General features: G+C 47.2%; 19 protein-coding genes and 1 other RNA gene. 1 reads left to right on the top strand and 19 read right to left on the bottom strand.

Features of this window, described 5'->3' with window-relative positions; translation table 11 throughout:
* Positions 1–35: 35 nt before the first annotated feature.
* From topA to ACFQY8_RS01220, 5 genes are all read right to left on the bottom strand, one after another.
* Positions 36–2,867: a type I DNA topoisomerase gene (gene topA, locus ACFQY8_RS01240; protein ID WP_377937819.1), complete on the bottom strand. Its 2,832-nt coding sequence runs from the start codon at positions 2,865–2,867 to the stop codon at positions 36–38.
* A 72-nt stretch (positions 2,868–2,939) separates the two neighbouring features.
* Positions 2,940–3,974, bottom strand: a complete 1,035-nt coding sequence (locus ACFQY8_RS01235; RefSeq protein WP_377937817.1) for a phosphatase PAP2 family protein — start codon at positions 3,972–3,974, stop codon at positions 2,940–2,942.
* 124 nt (positions 3,975–4,098) lie between these two features.
* An RNA gene (ffs, locus tag ACFQY8_RS01230) (signal recognition particle sRNA small type) lies at positions 4,099–4,195 on the bottom strand.
* A 50-nt stretch (positions 4,196–4,245) separates the two neighbouring features.
* The gene (locus ACFQY8_RS01225; protein ID WP_377937815.1) at positions 4,246–6,264 is read right to left on the bottom strand and encodes an LTA synthase family protein; all 2,019 of its coding nucleotides are present in this window, start codon (positions 6,262–6,264) and stop codon (positions 4,246–4,248) included.
* Between the two features lie 225 nt (positions 6,265–6,489).
* A complete protein-coding gene (locus tag ACFQY8_RS01220) occupies positions 6,490–7,632 on the bottom strand; it encodes an inositol-3-phosphate synthase (protein WP_377937813.1) in 1,143 nt (380 codons plus the stop codon).
* A gap of 285 nt (positions 7,633–7,917) precedes the next feature.
* Here ACFQY8_RS01220 and ACFQY8_RS01215 point away from each other — a divergent pair, with 285 nt between their 5' ends.
* A complete protein-coding gene (locus ACFQY8_RS01215) occupies positions 7,918–10,218 on the top strand; it encodes a transglycosylase domain-containing protein (protein ID WP_377937811.1) in 2,301 nt (766 codons plus the stop codon).
* 172 nt (positions 10,219–10,390) lie between these two features.
* Here ACFQY8_RS01215 and leuA read toward each other — a convergent pair whose 3' ends face one another.
* From leuA to ACFQY8_RS01145, 14 genes are all read right to left on the bottom strand, one after another.
* The gene (leuA, locus tag ACFQY8_RS01210) at positions 10,391–12,280 is read right to left on the bottom strand and encodes a 2-isopropylmalate synthase (protein ID WP_377937836.1); all 1,890 of its coding nucleotides are present in this window, start codon (positions 12,278–12,280) and stop codon (positions 10,391–10,393) included.
* Positions 12,281–12,473: 193 nt separating this feature from the next.
* Complete coding sequence (locus ACFQY8_RS01205; RefSeq protein WP_377937834.1) at positions 12,474–13,109, bottom strand: DUF5701 family protein; 636 nt, start codon at positions 13,107–13,109, stop codon at positions 12,474–12,476.
* Positions 13,110–13,356: 247 nt separating this feature from the next.
* Positions 13,357–14,427 (bottom strand): aspartate-semialdehyde dehydrogenase, encoded by a 1,071-nt coding sequence (locus ACFQY8_RS01200; protein WP_377937810.1) that lies wholly within the window; start codon positions 14,425–14,427, stop codon positions 13,357–13,359.
* Positions 14,427–15,002: an ACT domain-containing protein gene (locus ACFQY8_RS01195; RefSeq protein ID WP_377937809.1), complete on the bottom strand. Its 576-nt coding sequence runs from the start codon at positions 15,000–15,002 to the stop codon at positions 14,427–14,429. The genes ACFQY8_RS01200 and ACFQY8_RS01195 overlap by 1 nt, the downstream gene beginning before the upstream one ends.
* 202 nt (positions 15,003–15,204) lie before the next feature.
* The gene (locus ACFQY8_RS01190) at positions 15,205–15,969 is read right to left on the bottom strand and encodes an aspartate kinase (RefSeq protein ID WP_377937808.1); all 765 of its coding nucleotides are present in this window, start codon (positions 15,967–15,969) and stop codon (positions 15,205–15,207) included.
* A 202-nt stretch (positions 15,970–16,171) separates the two neighbouring features.
* Entirely contained in the window at positions 16,172–16,798 is a 627-nt protein-coding gene (gene recR / locus ACFQY8_RS01185) for a recombination mediator RecR (RefSeq protein ID WP_377937807.1), read from the bottom strand.
* 131 nt (positions 16,799–16,929) lie between these two features.
* Positions 16,930–19,467 carry a DNA polymerase III subunit gamma/tau gene (gene dnaX, locus ACFQY8_RS01180; RefSeq protein ID WP_377937806.1) on the bottom strand — a complete coding sequence of 846 codons (2,538 nt, stop codon included), beginning with the start codon at positions 19,465–19,467 and terminating at the stop codon, positions 16,930–16,932.
* 9 nt (positions 19,468–19,476) lie between these two features.
* Entirely contained in the window at positions 19,477–19,863 is a 387-nt protein-coding gene (locus tag ACFQY8_RS01175) for an Rv3654c family TadE-like protein (protein ID WP_377937805.1), read from the bottom strand.
* Positions 19,847–20,263, bottom strand: coding sequence for a TadE/TadG family type IV pilus assembly protein (locus ACFQY8_RS01170; RefSeq protein WP_377937804.1), 417 nt, complete (start codon positions 20,261–20,263; stop codon positions 19,847–19,849). Before ACFQY8_RS01170 ends, ACFQY8_RS01175 begins: the two co-directional genes overlap by 17 nt.
* 14 nt (positions 20,264–20,277) lie before the next feature.
* A complete protein-coding gene (locus ACFQY8_RS01165; protein ID WP_377937803.1) occupies positions 20,278–20,514 on the bottom strand; it encodes a DUF4244 domain-containing protein in 237 nt (78 codons plus the stop codon).
* Positions 20,515–20,640: 126 nt separating this feature from the next.
* Positions 20,641–21,123: a hypothetical protein gene (locus ACFQY8_RS01160; protein WP_377937802.1), complete on the bottom strand. Its 483-nt coding sequence runs from the start codon at positions 21,121–21,123 to the stop codon at positions 20,641–20,643.
* Positions 21,113–21,745 carry a type II secretion system F family protein gene (locus ACFQY8_RS01155; protein WP_377937801.1) on the bottom strand — a complete coding sequence of 211 codons (633 nt, stop codon included), beginning with the start codon at positions 21,743–21,745 and terminating at the stop codon, positions 21,113–21,115. Before ACFQY8_RS01155 ends, ACFQY8_RS01160 begins: the two co-directional genes overlap by 11 nt.
* A 51-nt stretch (positions 21,746–21,796) precedes the next feature.
* A complete protein-coding gene (locus tag ACFQY8_RS01150; protein WP_377937800.1) occupies positions 21,797–22,927 on the bottom strand; it encodes a CpaF family protein in 1,131 nt (376 codons plus the stop codon).
* The gene (locus ACFQY8_RS01145) at positions 22,924–23,892 is read right to left on the bottom strand and encodes a hypothetical protein (protein WP_377937799.1); all 969 of its coding nucleotides are present in this window, start codon (positions 23,890–23,892) and stop codon (positions 22,924–22,926) included. The genes ACFQY8_RS01150 and ACFQY8_RS01145 overlap by 4 nt, the downstream gene beginning before the upstream one ends.
* Positions 23,893–24,116 lie beyond the last annotated feature (224 nt).

Below are 24,116 nucleotides of genomic sequence, written 5' to 3'. Positions count from 1 at the left end.
GGCTCGGCACTCAAAGACTCACAACTATCTCAGAACTACTCAGTCTTCTTTGCAGTCTTGCGAGTACTTGTCTTCTTCGTACTCGATGCTGTAGATTTCGAGGAAGAAGTCTTCTTACGAGTCGTGCTCTTCTTTGTCGTAGAAGTCTTCTTCGTCGTTGAGGTCTTTTTTGTCGCCGTTCGGCGACGACGTTTGGTAGGACCCGCAGCACGCTTCTCAGCAAGCAGCCGAAAAGCCTCAGCTGGCTCAATAGATTCTGGCGTATACTGCTTAGGCAATGTACGATTCGTCTCACCATCAGTAATATACGCTCCGTAGAATCCATCTTTAATTGTGACAGTCTTGCCATTATCAGGATCTGGACCCAACTCTCGCAATGGAGGCTTAGCAGCACCGCGAGCGCGGCGACCATACTTCGGTTGAGCAAAAAGTTCTTGTGCCTGCTCTAGTGTGACAGTGAAAATTTCATCTTCAGAAGCAAGAGAACGCGTGTCAGGTTTGCCCGTTAGCCCTGTCTTTGTCAGATACGGACCGTATCGACCATTATTCGCCTCAATAATGACCTCATTAGTCTCGCTCGTTTCCTCATTCTTTTCTTCGAAACGCCCCACTACTCGCGGCAGACTTAACAGTTTCAATGCATCGTCTAGAGTCAAAGCATCTGGCGTCATGGTCTTAAACAAAGAAGCCATCTTAGGCTTTACGGTCTTATCAGCATCTGCATTTACATCTTCGGTTTCTGTAGACGGAGCGATAAGAGCGACATATGGACCAAACCGTCCGTTACGCACTTCAACGCTTCCTCCGCTGACTGGGTCAACGCCGAGAACTCTCGGACCAGACGAATTGTTCTCAATGAGCTTTTTTGCCTCATCAACTGTGAGCTCGTCAGGAGCCATAGTATCCGGTATAGTAGCACGTTTCGGCTTGCCCTCAGCATCCAAGTGCTGTGAGTCTTCCAAATATGGGCCATACCGGCCTACGCGCACAGCCAGCCCCTCGCCAATTTCAATAGTGTTAATCGCGCGAGCATCAATGTCGCCAAGTTGAGCCACTTGTGCTTGCAAGCCCCTATGAGCCTCATCGGCAGACTGAGCAGTGCCTTCCCCGTCACCAAAGTAGAAGTGAGTCAGCCAGTCGCGACCGGTCTGCTTCCCCTGAGCGATAGCATCAAGACCATTTTCCATTTGAGCAGTAAATGCGTAGTCGACATACTGCGGGAAGTTTTGCTCAAGTAGCTTAATAACAGCGAAAGCAAGCCATGATGGAATCAGCGCCCGCCCACGCTCATAGACGTAACCGCGATCAATAATCGTGGAAATAATGCTTGCATATGTGGATGGACGACCAATTTCCTTAGCTTCAAGAGTACGTACTAAGGATGCTTCTGTGTAACGAGCAGGAGGCTGCGTTTCATGAGACTGAGGTTTAACATCGCTAGCTTTAAGAATGTCTCCTTCGGCAAGTGGAGGAAGAATAGTAGTCTCATCCTCATTCTTTGCAGAGCGGGACCCTATAGCTACGGTAAAACCAGGGAAATCAATAACAGTGCCGGATGCTTGGACAGTGGCTATACCGTGATTGGTCGTCTCCGCGGTCAGGCGAACAGTTGCTGTAGATCCCGTAGCATCAGCCATTTGCGAGGCTAGCGTACGACGCCAAATTAGAGTGTATAGCTTTAATTGATCAGGAGGCACTATACCTGCGAGCTCAGCAGGATTGCGGAAATGCGCTCCAGCTGGGCGAATAGCTTCATGAGCCTCCTGTGCCCCAGCAGTTTGAGTAGCGTATTGCTTCGGTTTTTCGGAGAGGAACTTCTCCCCCCACTCGCCTATGACAGCGCTACGCGCAGCACGAATTGCTTCCTGAGACAGAGTCACAGAATCCGTTCGCATATACGTGATATATCCATTTTCATAGAGCCCTTGCGCAGCTCGCATTGTCGAGCGTGAGCTCATACCAAGTGCATTTCCTGCTGCCTGCTGCATCGTAGAGGTTGTGAAAGGCGGTAACGGACGACGGCTATAAGGCTTCGTTCCTACAGATTCGACGACGAAGTCAGCATCTTTCAAAGTATGCGCAAGAGCTGTCGCCATACCTTCATCTACGACAATAACGCCATCTTTTTGCGCTGCAGAAGTGAGATGTCCTGAGTCATCAAAATCTTTTGAACCTGCTACTCGCGCATCATCAAGTGCAACTAAGCGAGCCGTAAACTTTCCATCAGGCTCAGATACTAAATCTGTCGCGATATCCCAATACGCAGACTTAACAAAAGCCATACGTTCGCGCTCACGTTCCACAATCAAACGTGTCGCCACAGATTGAACTCGCCCTGCAGATAGACCTGGACCAACTTTACGCCACAAAACTGGAGAAAGTTCATAACCATAGAGACGGTCGAGCACGCGACGAGTCTCCTGCGCATCTACCATATGCGCATCAACATCACGTGTCTTCGTCAAGGAGTCAGTAATAGCAGACTTGGTAATCTCGTGGAAAACCATACGCTTGACTGGAACCTTCGGCTTGAGAGTCTCTACAAGATGCCAGGCGATAGCTTCCCCCTCGCGATCCTCATCAGTTGCCAGGTAGACTTCGTCAGCGCTCTTGAGCGCAGACTTGAGTTCAGAAACTGTTTTCTTCTTATCCGCTCCAACGACATAGTATGGCCTAAATCCGTCATCAACGTTGACGCCGAACTTACCAAATTCTTTTTTTGCTGATGCCGGCACTTGTGATGGCTGCGCTAAGTCGCGAATATGCCCTACGGATGCAAGAACCGTATAATCCGACCCTAAATACCCGCCAATTTTCTTTGCCTTTGTAGGTGACTCGACGATAACGAGTTTCTTATGTGTAGCCACAGTTGCTCCTCTCCATGAGCGTGAGCTGCGTATGCCGTCCCTGATTCTTTATTATGCATGGTGCCCCAACATTTATTTTTTCGGAGGTGCGGGAGGCTGCCCAATCAAACCAATCCGTGTCAGTGGTGATGCCGTAGACTGACGCACCGCAAGAACTGTGCCATATACTACTGCACTTGTACCGAAAATAAGTGCAAGAGTCGCCCAGGCAGCACTTGTCGTAAACGCGTCAGGCTGATACGCGATGACATCTACTATCTGGGAGACAACATACGCGCTGTACAGTATTGCTGCCCCACCAAGAGTTACAAAAAGCGTAGATACAATCTGAATAGATGATGATGAACGCCTCTTGCCTTGCAGGTCCATACCACTCGCGCGAGTAAAGCTCATAGTAATAAGCCCCAGTCCGCCAACGAGCAAAATGGCTGTCACCACATCTGTCGGTCTATGCCACCGATCAAAAATCACCATGGTCGCCACCATAGAAGTGAAAAATGTAGACCATAGAGTTACTAGTGCGCGCAAAATGCGCGGAACCGACATGATGAGCGCAACTCCTGCAATCACTGTGAATGCAGTGTGCCCTGACGGCGCAGAATTTGCAGGGTCAGGGATAAGAGAGTCAAGAACTGGACGCGGAAGGACACGTTTAAGCGTAAACGATATCGCAAATGATACAAGAACAAAGATGACGATAAGGGTAAATGTATAAAAACGTTTACGCGCAATAGCGATAATTAATGCAAGAGCAATCATTCCTATACATATGCCAATAATGATGCGAGAATTTCTAAAAGGCGTCACAAAAGCGGTATTTAAAAATGGGAAAGCTGTTGAAAACTCAGACCACATCCAGCTGTCAAATCGCTGCCCTGTAAGTCGCATCACGCCAAGGTAAAAGGCTACTGCTGAGCCGATAAGAGCACAGATGCCCGTAATCCATGCCCACACTACTGACGACACACGCGGATGATCAGCAAGATATGCATCTGAGCCGCGATCAACGTGTCTGCTTTCTCCAGATTCTTCATTGCTGGCATTCATAGAATTGGCATCCATAGAATCAGTTTCTACGTCAGTGCTGCTTTCCGTTTTTTCAACCATAAAAGTAGAGACTAGACAAAAGAGTTTGGAAGATATGCAAAGGTAGCTGAATATCCACTTAATGCGAACAAAGTTCACGGTCGTAGTAGCCAACTACGCGGAAAAGCCGAGACGAGTACGGTAGAAAGTAAAACTCCCACGCACCCGACAGAGGCCACTTACCCTTGCTGCATTCCTGCCCTGGGGGAGTTGGGTGACATATCGCCACGTGGGAGCATTCATTAGTGTACACGAAGCCTTCGAATGAGACAAGCCCGTGTCACGATTAACGCTATTGAGCTATATCCATAAAGTCTAGGTTCTTTAGATAATGCTTCCCCGCAGTGACATCATACTGAATGAGCTTATAGTCTTCGAGTAGCTGGCGAGTTTGAGCATCAGCATGTGTCACATCAATGTATTTGCCTTGGTTATTAAGATAGAGAGCCTGACCTTCAGGGATGCGAGCCCACCCTTGAATCTTATTGACTACAGCTGGCTCCATAGCGGGGACGCGTGCGTGGAGCTCGTCCAAAAACTCGATAAATGGGCTTACCTTCGCATTCATGTGCTCAAACAGTTGTGCTTGGAAGAAATTCGGGGACGTATATGCAGAATTCGTCGCCGCCTTTTTCGCTGCTTCGTTACTGATATTGCTTGCCTTATTTGACCAGATAAAATAATCAGTCTCATGTAAAGCAACGGAATTATTCTCATCTTTTGCAGCTGTTTTGTATGCACCAGGAAGATGATCACCATAAAAGACCACAGTAATTGGCCGATTAAGTTTGTCGAGGCTGTCCAAGAAAGCCTTCGTGTATGTATCTGTGTATTGTGCACCCTTGGCATAGGTCTCGATAGATTGCTTTTCGCTTTTGCCTAATTCTTGACCATTGGTGCTCGTCGCTTCGATATCATTGTTCGGATACCAGTTCTTATACGGCATGTGATTTTGCATAGTTGCAACTTGATAGAAGTACGACTGCCCATTTTTGTCTTTCTTTAAAGAGTTCAGCACAGCAGTGTATGTCGCTTGATCGTCGACATACTTTGATGTGCCAAGCGTATTTTGAGGTTGGATGACATAAGGCTTATCAAGCGTGTAGAACTTGGAGAATCCAAACTTTTTATAGTTGACATTGCGCGAGTACATATTGGACAGATAGGGGTGGAAAGCCAATGAATCCTCTGATTTCCACAGCTGATTAAGAGTTGGAGTCCACGAAGCATTCGGAACGAGCTGCTGATATGGCGAGCTCAAAGATGGAGCGAAATTAACCATACTCATGCCCGTCAGTGCCATATATTCAAGATTTGCGGTGCCTCCACCATAGCCAGACGAGAGCATATAGCCTGACGTTGTATTTTCTTTAATTGTACGGATGCGAGGAATCACGTCTTTATTGAGCTTAAGCCCTGGGACACGAGATGGGTCTGAGAAAGACTCAGAAAGAAGATAAATAACCGTAGAATCCGTAGCTTGTGTCGTACGAGTTACATTCGTCTCTTGTGCTCGCTTGCTATACTTGGCAGCGAGTTTCTTCATTGTAGTTTCACTATAGGTTTGCGGTTTATCCATAATTTTCGGGTTGAGCAACCTTGCAAAGCCAATCGCCGTCCCATTGTTCTGCGCATCAATCTTTGAATCCCACAGCTTAGGAGAGTCACCAAAGAATGTGATAAGACCGTGGCTCCACCCGCCGATGGACGACATAGACAGTACAAAGGATACGAGAATAGCTATCGCTACCGCCGCACTTGCTATACGAGAAAACGTCCTCGTCCACACATTTTTGAGACGTACTACTCCACCACGTGTATCACGATGCCCCATGACCATCATGAATGCGGTCCATACTATGACAAGAATTACTGCTCCGAGAATAATCTGAAAAGCATCGGACGGCATCCATTCCAACAGATTTCCAGCATTGCCACCGCTGATAAAATTCATGTCTGCCGGCAAAATTGTCTCTGCACGAGATGCCATCTTGAACCGCTCTGCCACCGTGATGACGATGCAAAGAGCAAAAAATATTCCAGAAGTCAGCCAAAAACGATTAATCAGCATGAGGAGTATAAAGTATACGACTCCAACAAGGAGAAATTCGTTGATTGCAGCATATTTTCCGCGGAAAATATTTCCCACGAATCCCCACGAATTCAAGACTGCGTGCTCGTCGTTGATTCCCCATTGCAAAATTACTACTGCGAGAAGATTGATGATAAAAAACCACAGCGCATAGCTACGCTTACTGTAATTATGGCGCGAGAAAGTATACGACCATTTCTCTTGAATACGAACTCTCATGCCGGCCTTTCATGTATCCTCGATGCAGTTTTATCGACTGCTTTTATCGACTGTTTGCTTCCATTACTTGTCAAGCTTATTGTCACTAGTCTATCGGGAATAATGCTATAGCCTTGTCAAGTACAAAAGAAACGGAGCCATGAAATTATCACAGCATCCGCTCCTCTATCTACGCTCGTGTCATACTTTTACACTGTGCGTGAGCACCACAATACTTGATGTTTATCAGGCATGCCACACGTCTTTACCATGCGCCTTCGCGGTCGCTACATCAGCATTAAGTTGATCCTCCGTAGCCTCTACTTCCCCGAGAATAAACTTTTCGACGAGTTCACGTGCTTCATTATCCTCATGCTGTACGGCAGGGGACTTCATGAAGTAAGAGCTTGGTGCGAGGATTGGCCCCGCGAGATGACGGTCCAGAGCTATCTTTGCAGCTCGGATTGCATCGATGACAACACCAGCGGAGTTTGGCGAATCCCACACTTCAAGCTTGTACTCGAGGTTGAGAGGAACGTCGCCGAAAGTGGTCCCCTCTAAGCGCACAAACGCAAACTTACGGTCATCCAACCATGCCACATAATCTGACGGACCAATGTGAACATTGCGTTCTTCCATATCGTGAGGGACGATAGAGGTCACAGCGCGCGTCTTAGAAATCTTTTTTGACTCAAGACGGTCACGTTGCAACATGTTCATAAAGTCCATATTTCCGCCAACATTCAGCTGATAGGTGCGGTCGAGACGTACGCCACGATCCTCAAACAGTCGCGCCATTGTACGATGCGTGATTGTAGCGCCCACTTGACTCTTGATATCATCACCAACGATTGGTACGCCTGCTGCACGGAACCTCTCAGCCCACTGAGGGTCGGAAGCGATAAACACAGGTAAGCAATTAACAAAGCCGCAGCCGGCTTCCATCGCTGCCGTAGCGTAGAACTTATCTGCTTCTTCAGAACCTACCGGAAGATAAGAAACAAGAACATCTACTTTCTTATCTTTAAGAATCTGAGCTATGTCGACCGGCTTACTATCCGACTCTTCAATCATCTGCTTGTAGTAAATGCCCAAACCATCGAGAGTTGGACCGCGCAAAACTTCTACGTCAAGCTGTGGTACATCACTGAACTTATAAGTGTTGTTCTGAGATGCAAAGATAGCTTCACTGAGGTCTTTACCTACTTTTGCCGCGTCAACGTCAAATGCTGCAACAAACTCAATATCACGAATGCGGTAACCGCCGAAGTTTGCATGCATAATGCCAGGAATTTTATCGTCATCCTGTGCATCTTGGTAGTATTGCACACCCTGTACAAGGGACGATGCACAGTTTCCCACACCTGCAATAGCCACACGAATTGTCATTTCTTGCCTCTTTTTCCTTGTGTCACATGTACGTCTTGCGTACGCCATATTTCCTGCATCCGCAGACGGGCATGTTTCATTCAACAATTTTTACTCTACTCTGAGCTCTTCGTAAATGATCTCTATTCACATGAACACATGTGCATATCTGTATATTATGCATTTGGAAGTCTATACGAATACTCCATGAATTAATCGGCTTAAAAGTGAATATAGCGTAAAATTCACTCCTACAAAGAGCTTTGGAGAGGGATTTTCTCAGTTTTTCTCGCTAGCGTAGATGGAATGGCTACTCGTAAACCACATTCAGAAAAACCAGCATCGGCGAAAAACACTCGTTCTCGCGTACAGACGTCCCATATACGGTCGTCTCGTACGCATACGCAATCTGCCAAGCGAAAAAGGCCGATTGGCAGATATATACTCATTTTCCTTCTCAGCCTTTTTGCACTTGGCGCAATCGTGCTGGGGGTTGCTTATGCCACTATCAAAATTCCTACGCCAGACTCTGTAGCAGTAAGCCAAAAAACTACGGTGTACTATAACGACGGCGTCTCACAAATCGGTAGTTTCCAAAGAGAAAATCGTGAAATTATCTCCTGCTCAACTTTGCCCGATTACGTCGAAAACGCGGTAGTCGCTTCCGAAAACCGTACTTTCTGGACAGATAGCGGCATTGACCTTAAAGGTATCGCTCGCGCATTGGTCAACAACGTCAGCACAGGTACACGTCAAGGTGGATCTACCATTACGCAGCAATATGCAGAGCGCTACTATCTGGGTGAAACTAAAAGCTATATAGGTAAAGTTAAAGAAGCACTTCTCGCACTAAAAATTGCGCAAACACAGGATAAAAATACCGTGCTGTGTGGCTATATGAATACGATTTATTTTGGTCGCGGAGCATATGGCATTCAAGCGGCAGCTCATGCTTATTTCAATAAGGATGCGAAAGATCTCACTGTATCAGAGGCAGCTTTGCTCGCTGGCATTATCCCTGCGCCATCAGCATGGGATCCAGCAGTCGACATGACATCTGCTACTAAACGTTTCACACGTGTGATCCGCATTATGAAAGAAGACGGCTATATTAAAGATGACCAAGCGGCATCCGCTACTATGCCTGAGACTATACAGTACTCAGCAACGGATGAGTACGCAGGCTATCAAGGTTATCTGCTCACTATGGTTAAGGATGAACTCATCAAATCTGGGAAATTCACCGAAGACCAAATTATGACTGGCGGATACAAAATTATCACTACTCTCGATAAAGATAAACAAGCAGCCATGCAGCAGGTAGCCTCTCATGACACTGCCGACACTGCTGTACCAGACAGTGTGCAAAGTGGCGGTATGAGCGCCGACGTCGATACAGGGGAAATTATTGCTGTATTTGCAGGAGAAGATTATCTCAAGAAGCCACTCAACAATGCAACACAGGCCTCCTATCAACCGGGCTCCACAATGAAAGTTTTCACCCTTCTTGGCGCAGCACAAGATGGAACGAGTTTCTCTACACTATTTAATGGAAACTCGCCACGCACTTTCCAAGGGTTAGCTTCTGCCGTTCCAAACTTCGGTAATGAGAGCTTTGGAAATATCAACTTATATACGGCACTTGCGCAATCTGTCAATACCGTTTTTGTTGACCTCAATACGAAAGTTACACCGCAAAAAACTGCCGAAATTGCAAAAAAGGCAGGAATCACATCTACCCTCCAAAGTGATTCGCTCTATGACACACTCGGCATTGATGGTGTCCACCTCAATGAAATTGTTCAGGCTTATCAAACCATCGCTCATGACGGTGTACGTAATGATTTGCATATCGTGCGCACAGTGACGAAAGCACAGGGAACGGAAACTGTTTATACGGCGAAAACCACGGGAACGACAGTCTTTGCAGCTCACGATGCTCAGATGGTGACGAGCGCCATGCGACGTGTTATCACTTCCGGAACGGGTAAAACCGCGCTATCCGTTGGGAAAACTTTAGCAGGAAAGTCTGGAACAGCAAATGATAGCACAGCAGTCAGTTTTGCAGGATATAGCCGCCATGTCGTCACTGCTTTCGCCACATGGAATCAGGGCACAGATGGCTCTGCACAAGAGCTTCCAACCTTTGGACGATATGTGAGCGGAAGTGGGTATGCTACTCACCTCTTCACACAGTACATGACAAAAGCCCTTGCTAGCACTACAGATGAAGCATTTCCTACCGTAAAGGATACGGGAATAGTTGGAGGCAAGGACGGCACTTGGGGGCTAGGATCACGCTCATACTCAAAGTCACGCTCGACGACACAAAATGATGCCCAGCAACAATCACAGAATAACAGCAGTCAGTCCGGTCAAACGAGTCAAGATCAGTCCTCTACGGGCACTAACAACAACTCTAATGACTCAAATAGCTCAAATCCAAACTCTGACTCTTCTAGCTCTTCCGGAACTTCCAGCTCGCCAGGCTCTTCCAATGGCACTACGACGAATACTCCTACGAGCCCACAGACGGGCACAGATACTGGAAATCAGGATTCATCATCAAATGGAAATTCCGGAGGTCAAGGCTCTGGTGGGAACTAGCAGGTGAGTAGTAAACGACCAGCAGTACGAGTACATGAGAGCTATAGGAAATAAAGTAAAAAAGCAAGTGGTTTGGGGTATGTTTCACGTGGAACATACCCCAAACCACTCCAAAGAAAATAAAGATAGTGTGGCGTCTTGGTTTGGTTATGAGACGTCATACCATCTTCTCTTAGCGCATCGTGCGATTAACAGCAGACAGGATTGCCTTCAACGAGCTTGTCGTAATGGACGAGTCGATGCCTACTCCCCATATGATTTGTGGATTAGAGTCATCACCTATCTGACACTCTACATAAGAGGCAGCTACCGCGTCGCCGCCGGACGACAATGCATGTTCAGCATAATCGAGGACAGATACAGTCACGCCAAGCACAGAAATAGCATTCACGAATGCAGCAATAGGGCCGTTGCCAATTCCGGATAGTTCCTGAACATGAGGCTCGACATCTTCATGAGGGAAGCCATTGTCCTCAATCTTAATCTTGATAACGGTGTCAGAGCTTGACTCCCCAGACATAATGTTTGCGCCAAGTAGACGGAAACGTCCCCAACGATTGAGACTATCGTCATGAGAATCAGCGAGCGCGGGATGATTCCCCGACTCCTCAACAGGTAAGTACTCGTCTTTGAAGAGACGCCAAATATCTTCATCCTTAACTTCGCGCTTCGTCTCATCGGCGTATTTTTGGACAATCTTGTCAAATTCAATCTGCAATCGCTTTGGAAGGTCGAGGTTATGGTTTGTCTTGAGCAGATAAGCCATACCTCCCTTACCTGACTGAGAATTGACTCGAATGACTGCTTCGTAGCTGCCACCAACATCCTTCGGATCAATTGGAAGATATGGCACCTGCCAGAGGAACGTATCTAAATCAGCTCCCTGTAGCCCCGCAGCAACCTCGCGAGCTTCCATACCCTTCTTGATTGCATCCTGGTGCGAACCTGAGAATGCAGTAAAGACAAAGTTTCCGATATACGGATGGCGTTCTGAAAGCACAACTTGATTACAATACTCAACAATTTTGCGTACTTCGTGCAAATTGGAAAAATCAATTTGCGGATCAATGCCTTGCACAAGGAGGTTTAGCCCGAGCGTGCACAAATCCACATTACCCGTACGCTCACCGTTACCGAATAGACAGCCTTCCACACGGTCCGCTCCTGCAAGAAGTGCCAACTCCGTCGCAGCGATGGCCATGCCCTCGTCGTTATGCGGGTGCAGGGACAGGACAATAGCATCACGATTCTTCAAATTCTTATGTAAGAATTCAATCTGATCAGCAAAGACGTTAGGCGTCGTCATCTCTACGGTAGCCGGAATGTTAATAATCATCGGATGCTCAGCAGTAGGCTGAATCACATCCACTACAGCATCGCACACTTCAAGTGCAAACTCAGGCTCAGTTCCTGTGAAGGACTCAGGAGAATACTCATAAGAGATATCAATGCCCTCAGCCTCAGTCTCTAATTCTTTACACAAACGCGCCGCATCCGTTGCAAGCTGCTTAATACCGTCCTTATCCTTACGGAAAACAACCTCGCGCTGTAGCACAGACGTTGAGTTATAGAAGTGAACAATCGCACGTTTACATCCGCGCAATGCCTCGTATGTCTTACGTATCAAATGCTCACGTGCTTGCGTCAGGACTGCAATGGTAACGTCGTCAGGAATGAGTTGACGTTCGATAAGCATGCGAATAAAATCGTAGTCCGTCTCCGATGCCGAAGGAAAACCTACTTCAATCTCCTTATAGCCCATGGAAACTAAGAGATTCCAAAAACGCAGTTTCCGAGCGGAATCCATCGGATTAACAAGCGACTGATTACCATCGCGTAAATCTACTGAGCACCACCGTGGCGCGCGCTGCAACTTTTTATCCGGCCACGTGCGTTGAGGATAGGAGAACGGTACCTGCTTGTCATACGCGATATACTTCTCATACGGCATTTTGCTCGGGCGTTGTGGCATACCCACAAAACGAGGCTGTGGCAAGTGCGGATCGTTATTTCCGCCATTAGATGCCGCCGCGATTGGCGCTAAATCAAATACAGAACTCATCACACCACCTACTCTTAAAGGACCCCAGGGGGTTAATTGATGAAAGACTATGTGTACCTCATTGTACGGGCATCGGCAGGAAATCGGTCATGAAGGTCCGCATAACAAAACGACTCCCCACTAGTCTTGCGACGATAAGTAATATACCAATACCGACAGCTTACACGTACCAGCTGCACACTGTTGTCACATTTCAGGCAAAATGTGACAACGCCACCCCTCGCCTACCCAGACAATACGCATTGCCTAGCCATGTATGGCGCGAATTCGGCCAGACTGCACCAAGGCGCGGAGAATTCTGGCTGACCCAGATACTTGGCACACGCCCATCCGCAGACCTTGAGCCAAGAAGGTTAAAACCATTCTTATCCGTGAGCCACTCTGTATGTTGGGTAGCGATGGCAAGACCCTCTTCCAAAGTCAGAGGAAGTTTATTGTCTGAATCAATTAGCTTACGCGCTACGTCAGGCTCACGGTTCGTATACTTCGTACCAGTATGCGGATCAACAACTATATAAAACGGACCTTCAGGTGGTTCACACCCGTCCTGAGGAAGAAAACTTTGAATATCACGAGGTGGCATTGTCGTGAAACCAGCATTCCTCCCTACGGCTGTACGAGCAATAAGAGATTCTGGTGAGACAAGCTCGCGAGTAGGGACGAGAAGTATGTTCTCACCTAATTTTGCTCCTGCGTCAGAGTTCAGCGCACTAATCATAGGCTGAGCTAGAGAGCGAAACTCATCGTTGCTCAAGTCTGCCACATCAGCATATCCCAATGCTACTAGACGTTCAAGCTGATTAATTGCTTCTCTTGCAGCTGCACTCATGTTTATCATAGGCATAAATTTTACACGGCAGGCTCTATAGCTATCGTGAATTATCCTTATGTATCTTCCTGCAAACCTCGCATACAGCAACATATTAATAACTGCGGTAGTTTGATAGTGCATAGTGTTGATTGACGCAGCTTAAATCGAACTACCGCAGTGATGTCTGTGCCGTATTTTCACACAGCGATGCTCACACTCGCATACTTATGCAAAACATACTTATGCAAAATGAAAGACGCTCTTACTAGAGACGGTCTGAAAAGTGCTTGCGTACCATTACTTCAGCGATTTGTATAGCATTCAATGCAGCGCCCTTGCGAAGATTGTCATTCGTCACAAACATAGACAGACCTTTATGACCTTCAAATGCCTGATTCTGGAAGATACGTCCCACAAAGCTAGGGTCCTTACCAGCGGCATCTTGAGGTGTTGGAACATCCATAAGTTGCACGCCCGAAGCGACAGAAAGTACCTCTTTCGCTTGCTCGACAGTCACATCTTTCTCAAACTCGCAGTCAAGACTCATACCATGCGCTGTAAAGACACCGACGCGCACACACGTACAGGTCGCCAAAAGATGCGGCAGATGAAGAATCTTGCGACTTTCGTTGCGCAATTTCTGCTCTTCATCAGTCTCTAAACTTCCGTCGTCAGCATATGCGCCGATGAATGGAACCGCGTTGAAAGCAATGGTCTTGACAACTTTAGTTGGCTGTGGAAAATCAATTGCCTTACCGTCGAAAACAAGCTTATCCGCTCCCTGCTCAAGCGCCGCCTGAGCTTCATTCATCAGCTGGAGCACACCGCCGCGACCAGCTCCTGACACTGCCTGGTAAGAAGATGCGATAAGCCGTTTCAAACCAAACTTGTCACTCAGCGCCTTCAGTGGCGCCATGACTGCCATGGTAGAGCAGTTTGGATTCGCGATGATATGGCTTGGCACATCATCCAAATCTTCAGGGTTGACCTCTGCGACGACAAGCGGCACATCATCATGCATACGCCACTGCGAAGAATTATCTATGACATAAGCACCCGCAGCAGCGAACTTCGGCGCCCATATTTTAGAGGTACCACCGCCAGCAGAGAAGATGGCGATGTCGATACCGCTCAAATCTGCTTGTTCTACATCCTCAACTGTGACGTCATGACCTTCAAAGTTCAACACAGTTCCAGCAGAGTGAGATGATGCAAGAAATCGCACATCCTTCACTGGGAATTTACGCTCTGCCAGGATGGAGCGCATAACCATTCCCACCTGCCCAGTAGCGCCGAGAACTGCAAGATTTACACCTTTATCATTAATCTGTACCATTAGCGTCCAGTCCCTCCATAGACAACTGCCTCGATAGTGTTCGCATCCAAGCCAAATGCCGTGTGAACACTACGCACAGCAGTTGTAAGATTCTCAAGTGGAACGAGTGCAGATAGACGAATTTCGGATGTAGAAATCATCAAAACATTAATTTGCTCATCCGAAAGAGCTTTAAAGAAACGAGCAGTGATGCCTGAGTGCGTCTTCATGCCAACCCCAACAAGCGAGATTTTGCCAATTTGAGTATTGACATCAGCAAGCTGATACTCTAACTGCTCTTTATGGGAATCCACGAATTCTTCTACTTTACGAAGCTGAGACTCGGGGAAAGTAAAGGAAATATCTGCAACTCGATGTGTAGAGTCAGCTGCTGCGAGTGCTTGGACGATCATGTCAATGTTGACACCAGCATCAGCAAGTCCAGTGAAAACTGCCGTCACTCGTCCTGGCATGTCAGGGATACCGCGCAAGGTCATCATTGCTTCGCTTGAGTCATGTGCCACGCCAGAAATGATAGGAGCTTCCGGCCCTGTCATGTCAGGAAACATGTCACCGATAGAAGTGCTCTCCGTCATATAAATCTCCTTTAACTTTCACACTTGCTAGGTATTGAATTCAGTTTTATAAGTTTCGTTTTTATAAATCTCAATATTGGTCGTCGATAAACTTGCTTCTCGGGGAGCGGCGAGAGAAAGTGAGGACTGCTATTGTTCCGACTGCTCTCCTACGTCTTCTGCATCTCCCCGCGCCATCTCTCTTTTTGCCCCTCATAACCAGTCAGTCACGATTAGGTATGGAAGTAAGCTGTGCGTGGTCGCTCAGGACAATCGTGCCCTTGCGCTTTGAGAAGGATGACCGTACATGAAGAGGCATATTAAAGCGACGAGCATACTCTACACAGCGCAAAGCAAGAACTTTTGATCCACTTGCTGCCATCTCAAGAATTGCATCATAGGAAATAGAGTCAATACGCTGAGCTGTAGGGACGATACGTGGATCTGCGGTAAACACCCCATCTACATCGGTATAAATCTCGCATACGTCAGCACCAAGAGCTACCGCTAGCGCTACAGCGGAAGTATCAGATCCGCCACGCCCTAGGGTCGTCGCGTCTCCCTCTGGATTCATTCCTTGGAAACCCGCTACGATAGCAATTTCACCATTATTGATAGCTTGTCGCACACGTTCAGGCTTTACCGCACGAATATGTGCAGCACCATACTGAGCATCCGTCATAAAACCTGCTTGAGAGCCTGTAAAAGAATGCGCTTTTACGCCTTGTGCCTGGATAGCCATAGCCAAAAGGGACATGGAAATACGCTCTCCAGCGGTCATGAGCATATCCATTTCACGAGCAGAAGGATTGGAGTCAATACTTAACGCTTGATCAATAAGTTCATCGGTTGTATCTCCCATCGCAGACACAACAACAGCGACGTCATTACCCTTCTTCTGAGTTTCAATAATGCGCCGAGCTACACGCTTGATGGATTCGGCATCCGCCACTGACGAGCCGCCGTACTTCTGCACGATAAGAGCCATGCTAATCCCGTCTGCTTGATAGCTAATCTTATTCTCTGTATGCTCCTAGTTTACGCACACAAAGAGATTGAAGACGGGGCAACAACCACTGCTTGAGATACACGTATCATTTATGAGCGCGCACATGCTCGATTGTATTCGTCTCTTCGTCTGGTTTACTCAGTCTTTTTACCTGACTTTTACCGAAAGTTTTACTCGACTTTTACCCGACTGCGCGACGTCCAGCAAGAGCCCTTCCAAGAGTAACTTCATCAGCATATTCCAAATCTCCGCCGACAGGCAGACCACTAGCTAAGCGAGTGATTTCAATACCTACGGGACTGAGCAAACGACTGAGATACGTAGTCGTAGCCTCACCTTCAATGTCAGGATTCAACGCAAGAATAATTTCTTGAATCGGCTCAGCATTATCATCTTTTTCCGCATCTTGTATCCGACGCACAAGCGAAACGATATTTAAATCTTGCGGACCAACATTTGCCATAGGATTAATAGCACCGCCAAGGACGTGATACACACCACGATACTCATGAGTGCGTTCGATACTCATGACGTCCTTCGGCTCTTGAACTACACAAATAGTCGTATGGTCTCGGCGAGGGTCTGCACAAATCGGGCACGGCGAGTTCTCACATACGTTACCGCACACATCGCAGAATCGCACTTTTTCGCGCATGTCAATGATAGACCGTGCAAGTTCCTGAGCATCCGACTCGTCAACATTAAGTAGATGAAATGCGATACGCTGAGCACCTTTAGGACCAATACCAGGTAGCTTAGCAAATGCATCAATTAGCGCCTGAATAGCACCATCATACATACTTGGCACGCGACTTCTCTCTATCCTATTTAATATTTAAGTAATGTTTTCTTAGCAATACTTCTCTGCTCGCAGGCACACTATTGGATTCAAATGTTATCCAAATCAACATTATTCAAACAACGTGCGTGTAGCAATAATCACTGTACAGGGTTGTGTGCATCATTCGCAGAAAACTCTTCTATACGCTTAGCGTTAAAAAGTTTTTCAACATCTTCCATACTCATCTGTCCTGCAGAGATGTCAATATCATCTATTGAGTAAGTATCATCCTCCGCAGAAACGCTCTCTTTTTTCGCCTCCGATTCCTCCTGTGTTTCTTCTACTCGCGTATGCGCTAACGAACTGTCAGATGACTCGCCAGACTTCCTGTCTGTTAGGGTATCAGACAATCTGTGCGATGATTCATGCGAGATTCCACGCGATAGATGCGCAGATTTGTCATGCTTGTAATCAGTTTCATGCGTAACATTTGGCTGCCGGTCTTCCTCCTGACGGGCACCGTCACGTTCACCATATACATGGTCACTTGCTTGTACTGCCCATGGATCGTAATCATTCGGCTTCTCACGAGCTGCTGCGTCCGGGGAAATTCCTGCCGAGTTTGAATTTTCTGCATCAGGTTCAGTATTAGTTTCAGACTCAGCTTCCGACTTAGCTTCTACCGAGTTTACCGCTAAAACACCGTTTGCTAGCTCGTGCTGTTTATCATCTTCAGTATGTGAAGAGGATACTGGGCGAGCCCAAGGATCAAAATCATCTTCTTCCGTAATGATATCTGTGGCATTTGGCGCCCCTACGGTCGTAATGATATGTTGAGCAGCATGGTGGTCAGCCTCCGCATCATCGGAACCTGACGTTTCGCTACTTTCATGACTCTCATGAGAGGATATCGGTCCCTTTGGTTCTACACGACCAGCCTTAAGGCTTGCCAACGCTGCTTTAGCAGCCATTTGTGCAATTTGTGATTTGATTTGTGCCTGTTCTGATGCGTTCAATTTGCTCATCGGTGGCACAGAGTGACCATCCACTGTGTGAGCCGCCGGTGCGACAATGACTGGCTCGCCATAAGTATGAGTCAATTTCGCATTCAGAATCTTAAGGAGCTTCGTCTCGCCCTGGACTGGTTCATTCGACACGGCAAGTCCAAAAGCATACTGACTCAAAGGATCAGCGAATGTAAGCACCATAAAATGACGCCCACCTCGCTCGCGAAGCTCCACATGAGGAATGTGCTCAGCACTTACTGTATGGCGAATCTGCTCGGGGAGCGACTGAATGAGGTTAGCCCATTCATCTGCAGCATGTGCTGGGTCAAGAGGGATATGCTGCTCAGACGTATCTTTCGAGTGTACAAGGTTCGGAGTGGCTCCAGCCTGTGCACTTTCCGCATTGACTGTATTTTCTACAGCAGACGTTTCTCCACTCACAATTGATTTTTCTGCTGCTACACGGGCAGTAGCACGACTACGACGTGATGGAGACGGGTGTGCCGACTTAGATCCAGACTGTGAGGCTGCGCTTTCCATAGACCCCGAGTGCTGAGATTGTGATAAATCAGTCACACTCATCGTACTTATCGGAAGTAGGAGCGATGCAGCTAAAAGTTCTAGTCGCATTCGTGGGGACATCGTCCCACTCATTGACGAAAGTGCAGTGTTGATGCGCTCCGCCATAACATTCAACGCATTTAAATCAAGATGAGAAGCTTGACGCTGCATATCTTCGATAACTTGCGCAGACTGTCCAGTCCCCAAAGCGGACTGAGCATGCACGCCAGCAATTGTAAGGACTAAAAGGTCTCGAACATACGCTAGGAGATCTTCTACAAATTTACGAGGGTCGAAGCCACCTATGACTACCCTCTCAATAACACCGTAGAGTGCAGGACCATCATGAGCGATAATCGCGTCTATTGCCTCACTGATGAGATTATCCGGAGTAAAGCCCAGTAATGCCACAGAATCCTGGTAGGTAATCTTGTCATCGACCGCCCCAACCATCAATTGATCGAGTACAGACAAAGTATCACGCATCGAACCAGCGCCAGCGCGCATTGCAAGCTTTAAGACACCCGATTCAAGAGTAATATCTTCTTTCTGACAAATATCCTCCAAATATGGCTGCATAATTTCTGGTGGAACAAGCCTAAATGGATAGTGATGTGTACGAGATCGAATAGTACTGATAACTTTATCCGGCTCAGTTGTAGCAAAGATAAACATCACATGCTCTGGTGGTTCCTCGACGATTTTGAGCAAAGCATTAAAACCGTTACTCGTCACCATGTGAGCTTCATCAAGGATAAAAATCTTGTAACGATCACGGGCAGGAGCAAATCCTGCACGCTCCCTTAGTTCACGAGCATCTTCCACACTTCCATGGCTTGCCGCATCAATTTCTACAACGTCAATAGACCCAGAACCCTGAGTGGACAGATCTCTACAACTTTCACACTTCCCGCATGGATGCGACGTTGGACCCTCCACACAATTAATGCATCGCGCTAAAATACGCGCAGAAGAAGTCTTGCCGCATCCTCGCGGACCAGAAAAGAGATAGGCATGGGTTAGCTTGCCTTCATCCAACGCACGAGAAAGCGGTTTCGTGACATGATCTTGCCCTATAACGCCTTCAAATGTGTCAGGTCGATAACGTCGATACAATGCTAAAGCCATGGCTCTAGGCTACCGATTTCTTGGGACACATTCGACGGGACCAGCTCGTGTCTTTATCTGCACTCGTGGCAGTATGCTAATGCTCGGTTGCGCACTCATACTTACATCTACGTTCTCGCCATGTATCGTACACGATTCAAGCTTCGTATACATATGATGAGCGTTACCGCGAGCTACAGCGCAAGCATCCGCATATGTGCGTGATTTGTCGTGTAGTGCCAATTGTAGATACTGAGCAGCCGCTAATGCAGTTTGCTCAGCATCCGACCTTACATGAGCTTTGCATATCAGAAAACTTGCAGCAAAAATCACAACTGTTGCTACTACTGCCACAGCAGCCGTAATACCAACGCCTAGTGCGGTACCTGAACCTTCGTCATCATTCATCCACCACATAAAGTTCTCCTCTCGCCTGCCCATGCACGATGAGTGGCGTTCGAGAAATACTCCTCGTAAGGACCGAGCATGATGTACGAATATGGAAGGAATTTCCTGTCCAATTCACTGTAATTCCTGTAAGAGTATTACTTGTTTTCATCGCAACGTGATGCGCATTTTTCTCTGCAATATCGCGTGAACTGTTATCTTGCAATGACGTTTGTATCTCGAAAGCAGCTTGACGAGCCGCATCATGGCAGTCAAGTTGAACTACCACGATGCGAGTTAGAGAAAGTACTATGACAGCCAAGGCGACTGCTACCGGAAGTACAATAGCAAACTCAGCAGTTACTGTACCGCGGTCATTCCTATCGAAGAACTTTAAGAATTTCTTGATTCTACGCATCGCATGTATCACAGTACTTACGCCTCCTACGAAACAACGCTAAGAGCATCAGTCACAAGCTTTGTTAGAATCTGACGCACAGCTTCTGACTTGAGGATAGCTACAAGAACTGCTGCAAAACTTGTAGCAGCCACGAGGACTACCGCATACTCAGCTGTAGCCATACCCGGGTCATCTGTACTCACTTTTTCTTTCCACTTGTTAAGTGCTGTTGAGCACCGAGTCATTGCGTGTAAGACCAGCTCATTTATTCGCTTTTTCATTGGTATTCCTTACTTTTTAAGTTCCCCTATAAGGGCTTATTCCTATAGTGGCTTTTCAGCTGAGTAAGTGCTAGAAGAACAGTTCACTGTGTACCAATGTGGATAACTGTGTCGTTACCGATAGAGCTATCCCATAATGCCTTGCCATGACGCAAGGAGCGGAGCTACGGTGATGATAATGAATCCTGGAAGGAAACATAATCCCAGAGGAAGAAGAATGCGTATTGAGAGCTCGTGACCAGCTTGCGATATTGCTACTGATTCATTGTCATTAAGCTGAACTATCGCGTTCTCAATGCGTAGCGATGCGCTCACTCCTCGCTTCCATGCAGGTTCAAGAACATCATGAATAGTGCTGAGTAGAATAGTTTTATTCTTATACTCTTTCCATACGCTATCCCACTGTTCTCCGCTCGATAAACGTTGCCCTACAACGCGTAAATCTTTACCGATGTCATTATGCAGCACCATTCCTACTGCTATGAGAGATAACGGAAGTGAGCTTCCCCTATTGATACTTACCTCAATCATTTCGAGGATAAGTTCCGCGCTGTAAGAGGTCTGAGATCTGTCAGGAAACATCGATTGAAGACGCATATTACCGCGCATTGCTGCCCCATCCGCCCGACGCGTCTAGACGAGAAGACGTCGCACTGTCAAATTGCGACACTAGATGCCGTATCCATACAAACCCTGCGCAATACAACGCTGACGCAATTCCTAAACTCGTCCACCCTAACGATTTTCCTAATAAGAAACTTACCGTATGAGCTCCTGCAAGCTCACTCATTACCGTCGTCACTAGAGGAAGAGCAAAAAGAACACGAACCGTCATGCGCGCCACTGCAGTGGAATCCGTGCGTCTACTTTCACGCAAATCACTGCGCCTGATATCGTCAAGCAGAATTTCTAGACACTGTACTGCAGAACATCCCACGCGTTCACTCAATTTGCACACACTATATAGTCGCGCACTCAGGTTTTTATCACTACCTACACGAGCACGAACTAACGATGTTACTGAATACTCATCTACTGTCGCGCTCGAAGCTGCCCATCCGCGAAGAAAACCACATGTATCAGTAAGCCCCATGCCAGACCTCAGGCAGCTCGTCATTGTAGTAATGAGTTCAGAAGCGGTAAGTGCTCTCGTTAATGAATTTTGTGCATGCACATTCCGCCCACACGCAGATTCCATAGCACATAGTCGCAGTGTACAAAGCCGTAACATTGTTTCCTCCTTGTATATTGCGGTGTCCCCGTTCATACCCATCTTTTGCATCTATAAAATTTTTGAAAATTCAATTGTGGCATCACTTTCAAGCATCTCTGCTCTATAATCATCTACATGCTCACGATCGGTCTGAAGCTCAGTATCATGTGCTGTACTAACCAAGCAGGATGATTCAAGGGATGTACTGAGCTGCTCCTTTAGCCGCTCAAATTCAACCGATTGACGCGGTTCATTCACTCCATCCCACGAAGCTAACGGTACTCCTATGAGAGCACCGTGAAGATCAGTCTCCAGACGGCCAATGCTCGAAATATGCCTACCATTCTTATCTCGAACAACGTGGATGACAATATCGAGAGCGTGCGCCGCGAGCATGGCAGTAGCTGCAACATCGATATGAGCAAGCAAACCTAACGCGCATAACCGCGCAGGTACGCGCTCAATACTATCGGCATGAAGAGTAGTGAAGCTTCCCCTATGCCCACTGTTGAGCGCGCGCAACAAATCTGCCACTTCCTCTCCGCGGCATTCTCCCAGTACAATCCGGTCTGGTCGCATGCGAACCGTTGCTTTTACCAAATCTGAAAGAGTAATCTGCCCCGCGCCTTCCACATTCGCATCTCGAACAGTCAAAGATTCGCCGTTTGCATGCAAACTTGTAGCAAGTTCGCGGGTTTCTTCTACAAGAATTACACGTTCATTTTCGGGAATAATTCCCAGCATTGCACGCACCAAGGTAGTCTTTCCTGCGCCTGTTCCGCCACACACGAGGATAGATTTTCGAGCCAGAACGAGTTGCTCCACAAATTTTTCCCATCTCGGCGGAATCATCCTCGCACTCACCAAATCATGAAGAGTATTTAACCGCTTATCAGGTAGACGAATTGACAGCGAGGCACCTTGCGGGACAATCGGGGCGAGAACAGCATGGACTCGAATCCCATCTGACGTCACTGCATCCGTAATCGGCTGAGCGTCATCAAGCCTTTTGCCCAGGCTTGCACACAGTTGAACAGCAAAGTCCCTGACGTCATGAGGCATCAGAGTTCCACACTCGAGATGGTCCTCATGCATGCCGTCACCACTATCCGCCCAAACTCTGCCATCACTTGTCACTGCAATATCGGTCACGCCTGGCTTATTTGCAAGCGATGAGAGCGGACCAAGCATAGTAGTCATAATTTACCCGCCTCTACACGGTCGCTTACATTCTGGTACAAAAGCGAATTTCTTTTACTCGCCGGAGCTATTCCAAACCCTCGGGCAGAAAAAAGCGATATCTTCGAATCGAAGTAATACTGGCCTACAATCGGCGCACCTACGAATCGTTCTGCTTCTATCTCATCGACGCTCTGGCTTGATGCAGTATGGATGAGATGAGCCTTACGATGCTGATATATCTGTGAACTTATAACGAGAGGCGATACAGCAGTAACGCAATTATTCAATGGACTAGGCAACGTTTTCCATCTATCAACCTCGCTGCGGATACGCGCCAACGAGCATAACGACAATGTCCCCATAATGATGGGAATGATTTCTACACGAGGCTCAAGCTGAGACCACGCCTGTACTAATGACGGAGAAACTTGACGTCCGCAATCCACGACAAGAAGGTCAAAATTTTGTCCGAGAGCTTCAAAAACAGCTTTTATCTCCCACCATGATTTCTCACTTTGCCTCGTCGCCTTCGCCTCAGCTTCTTGCACGCTATCACGCTGTTTCCCATCACCCCATGGATGACATGGCAAAAGAAACATACCTTCTGCTTCTATCATCTCTTGGACAAATCCTCGTGAGTCTATATGTCCTAGAGGTGTGTGAACATCATGCCACCGTAGCCCCTCTGCCTCCTCATACCCTGCAAGGATATCGATTCCTCCTCCGGAGAAATCAGCATCAACGACACATATATCCCCATGTATGTCCCGAAAGTACCGCCCAAGCTGTAGTGCGAAAGAACTCGTTCCACACCCTCCGCTCACACCGATAACCGCCAAAATAGTTACCGCACTATTTCCGGCCTTTCTATCCCTATCAGGAGGTCCAGCATTCACATCTTTCTCAGGAATACCGCTCATTTGTGAGGGTCTTGGCATATACGCTACTTCCTCACCGCGCGTCACATATGTATTCATAATCATACATCAAGCGTGAATACTTGCTCAGAATATTTAAAGCTCGAACGAACTATGTGTACCGATGTGGAAACACGCTACAGAACTTGAAAGTTTTCCACATTTTCTTGCGTTCGTTATAAAAGAAACAATTATTCTCACATTTACAGATATTTATGCACACACTTTGCGTTCAAGCTCACACAAAAAGCGACAATAATAAAACGAATCAATCAAATGTAAAAGTTTAT

The organism is Alloscardovia venturai (assembly GCF_042676605.1).
In the GTDB taxonomy this organism is placed as follows: Bacteria; Actinomycetota; Actinomycetes; order Actinomycetales; family Bifidobacteriaceae; genus Alloscardovia; species Alloscardovia venturai.
Note: the sequence above shows the minus strand (reverse complement) of the source record. Positions and strands in the feature narration are given on the sequence as shown.

Excerpts from the sequence above, each read along its gene's own strand:
- ACFQY8_RS01220 (WP_377937813.1), bottom strand. The coding sequence starts at position 7,632 with ATGACAATTCGTGTGGCTATTGCAGGTGTGGGAAACTGTGCATCGTCC.
- ACFQY8_RS01235 (WP_377937817.1), bottom strand. The coding sequence starts at position 3,974 with ATGGTTGAAAAAACGGAAAGCAGCACTGACGTAGAAACTGATTCTATG.
- ACFQY8_RS01205 (WP_377937834.1), bottom strand. The coding sequence starts at position 13,109 with ATGAGTGCAGCTGCAAGAGAAGCAATTAATCAGCTTGAACGTCTAGTA.
- ACFQY8_RS01165 (WP_377937803.1), bottom strand. The coding sequence starts at position 20,514 with ATGAAAAAGCGAATAAATGAGCTGGTCTTACACGCAATGACTCGGTGC.
- ACFQY8_RS01175 (WP_377937805.1), bottom strand. The coding sequence starts at position 19,863 with ATGTGGTGGATGAATGATGACGAAGGTTCAGGTACCGCACTAGGCGTT.
- ACFQY8_RS01190 (WP_377937808.1), bottom strand. The coding sequence starts at position 15,969 with ATGGCTCTTATCGTGCAGAAGTACGGCGGCTCGTCAGTGGCGGATGCC.
- ACFQY8_RS01150 (WP_377937800.1), bottom strand. The coding sequence starts at position 22,927 with ATGACTACTATGCTTGGTCCGCTCTCATCGCTTGCAAATAAGCCAGGC.
- ACFQY8_RS01195 (WP_377937809.1), bottom strand. The coding sequence starts at position 15,002 with ATGACGGAGAGCACTTCTATCGGTGACATGTTTCCTGACATGACAGGG.
- ACFQY8_RS01225 (WP_377937815.1), bottom strand. The coding sequence starts at position 6,264 with ATGAGAGTTCGTATTCAAGAGAAATGGTCGTATACTTTCTCGCGCCAT.
- ACFQY8_RS01160 (WP_377937802.1), bottom strand. The coding sequence starts at position 21,123 with ATGCGCGGTAATATGCGTCTTCAATCGATGTTTCCTGACAGATCTCAG.
- ACFQY8_RS01155 (WP_377937801.1), bottom strand. The coding sequence starts at position 21,745 with ATGTTACGGCTTTGTACACTGCGACTATGTGCTATGGAATCTGCGTGT.
- ACFQY8_RS01145 (WP_377937799.1), bottom strand. The coding sequence starts at position 23,892 with ATGATTATGAATACATATGTGACGCGCGGTGAGGAAGTAGCGTATATG.
- dnaX (WP_377937806.1), bottom strand. The coding sequence starts at position 19,467 with ATGGCTTTAGCATTGTATCGACGTTATCGACCTGACACATTTGAAGGC.
- ACFQY8_RS01215 (WP_377937811.1), top strand. The coding sequence starts at position 7,918 with ATGGCTACTCGTAAACCACATTCAGAAAAACCAGCATCGGCGAAAAAC.
- leuA (WP_377937836.1), bottom strand. The coding sequence starts at position 12,280 with ATGAGTTCTGTATTTGATTTAGCGCCAATCGCGGCGGCATCTAATGGC.
- ACFQY8_RS01200 (WP_377937810.1), bottom strand. The coding sequence starts at position 14,427 with ATGGTACAGATTAATGATAAAGGTGTAAATCTTGCAGTTCTCGGCGCT.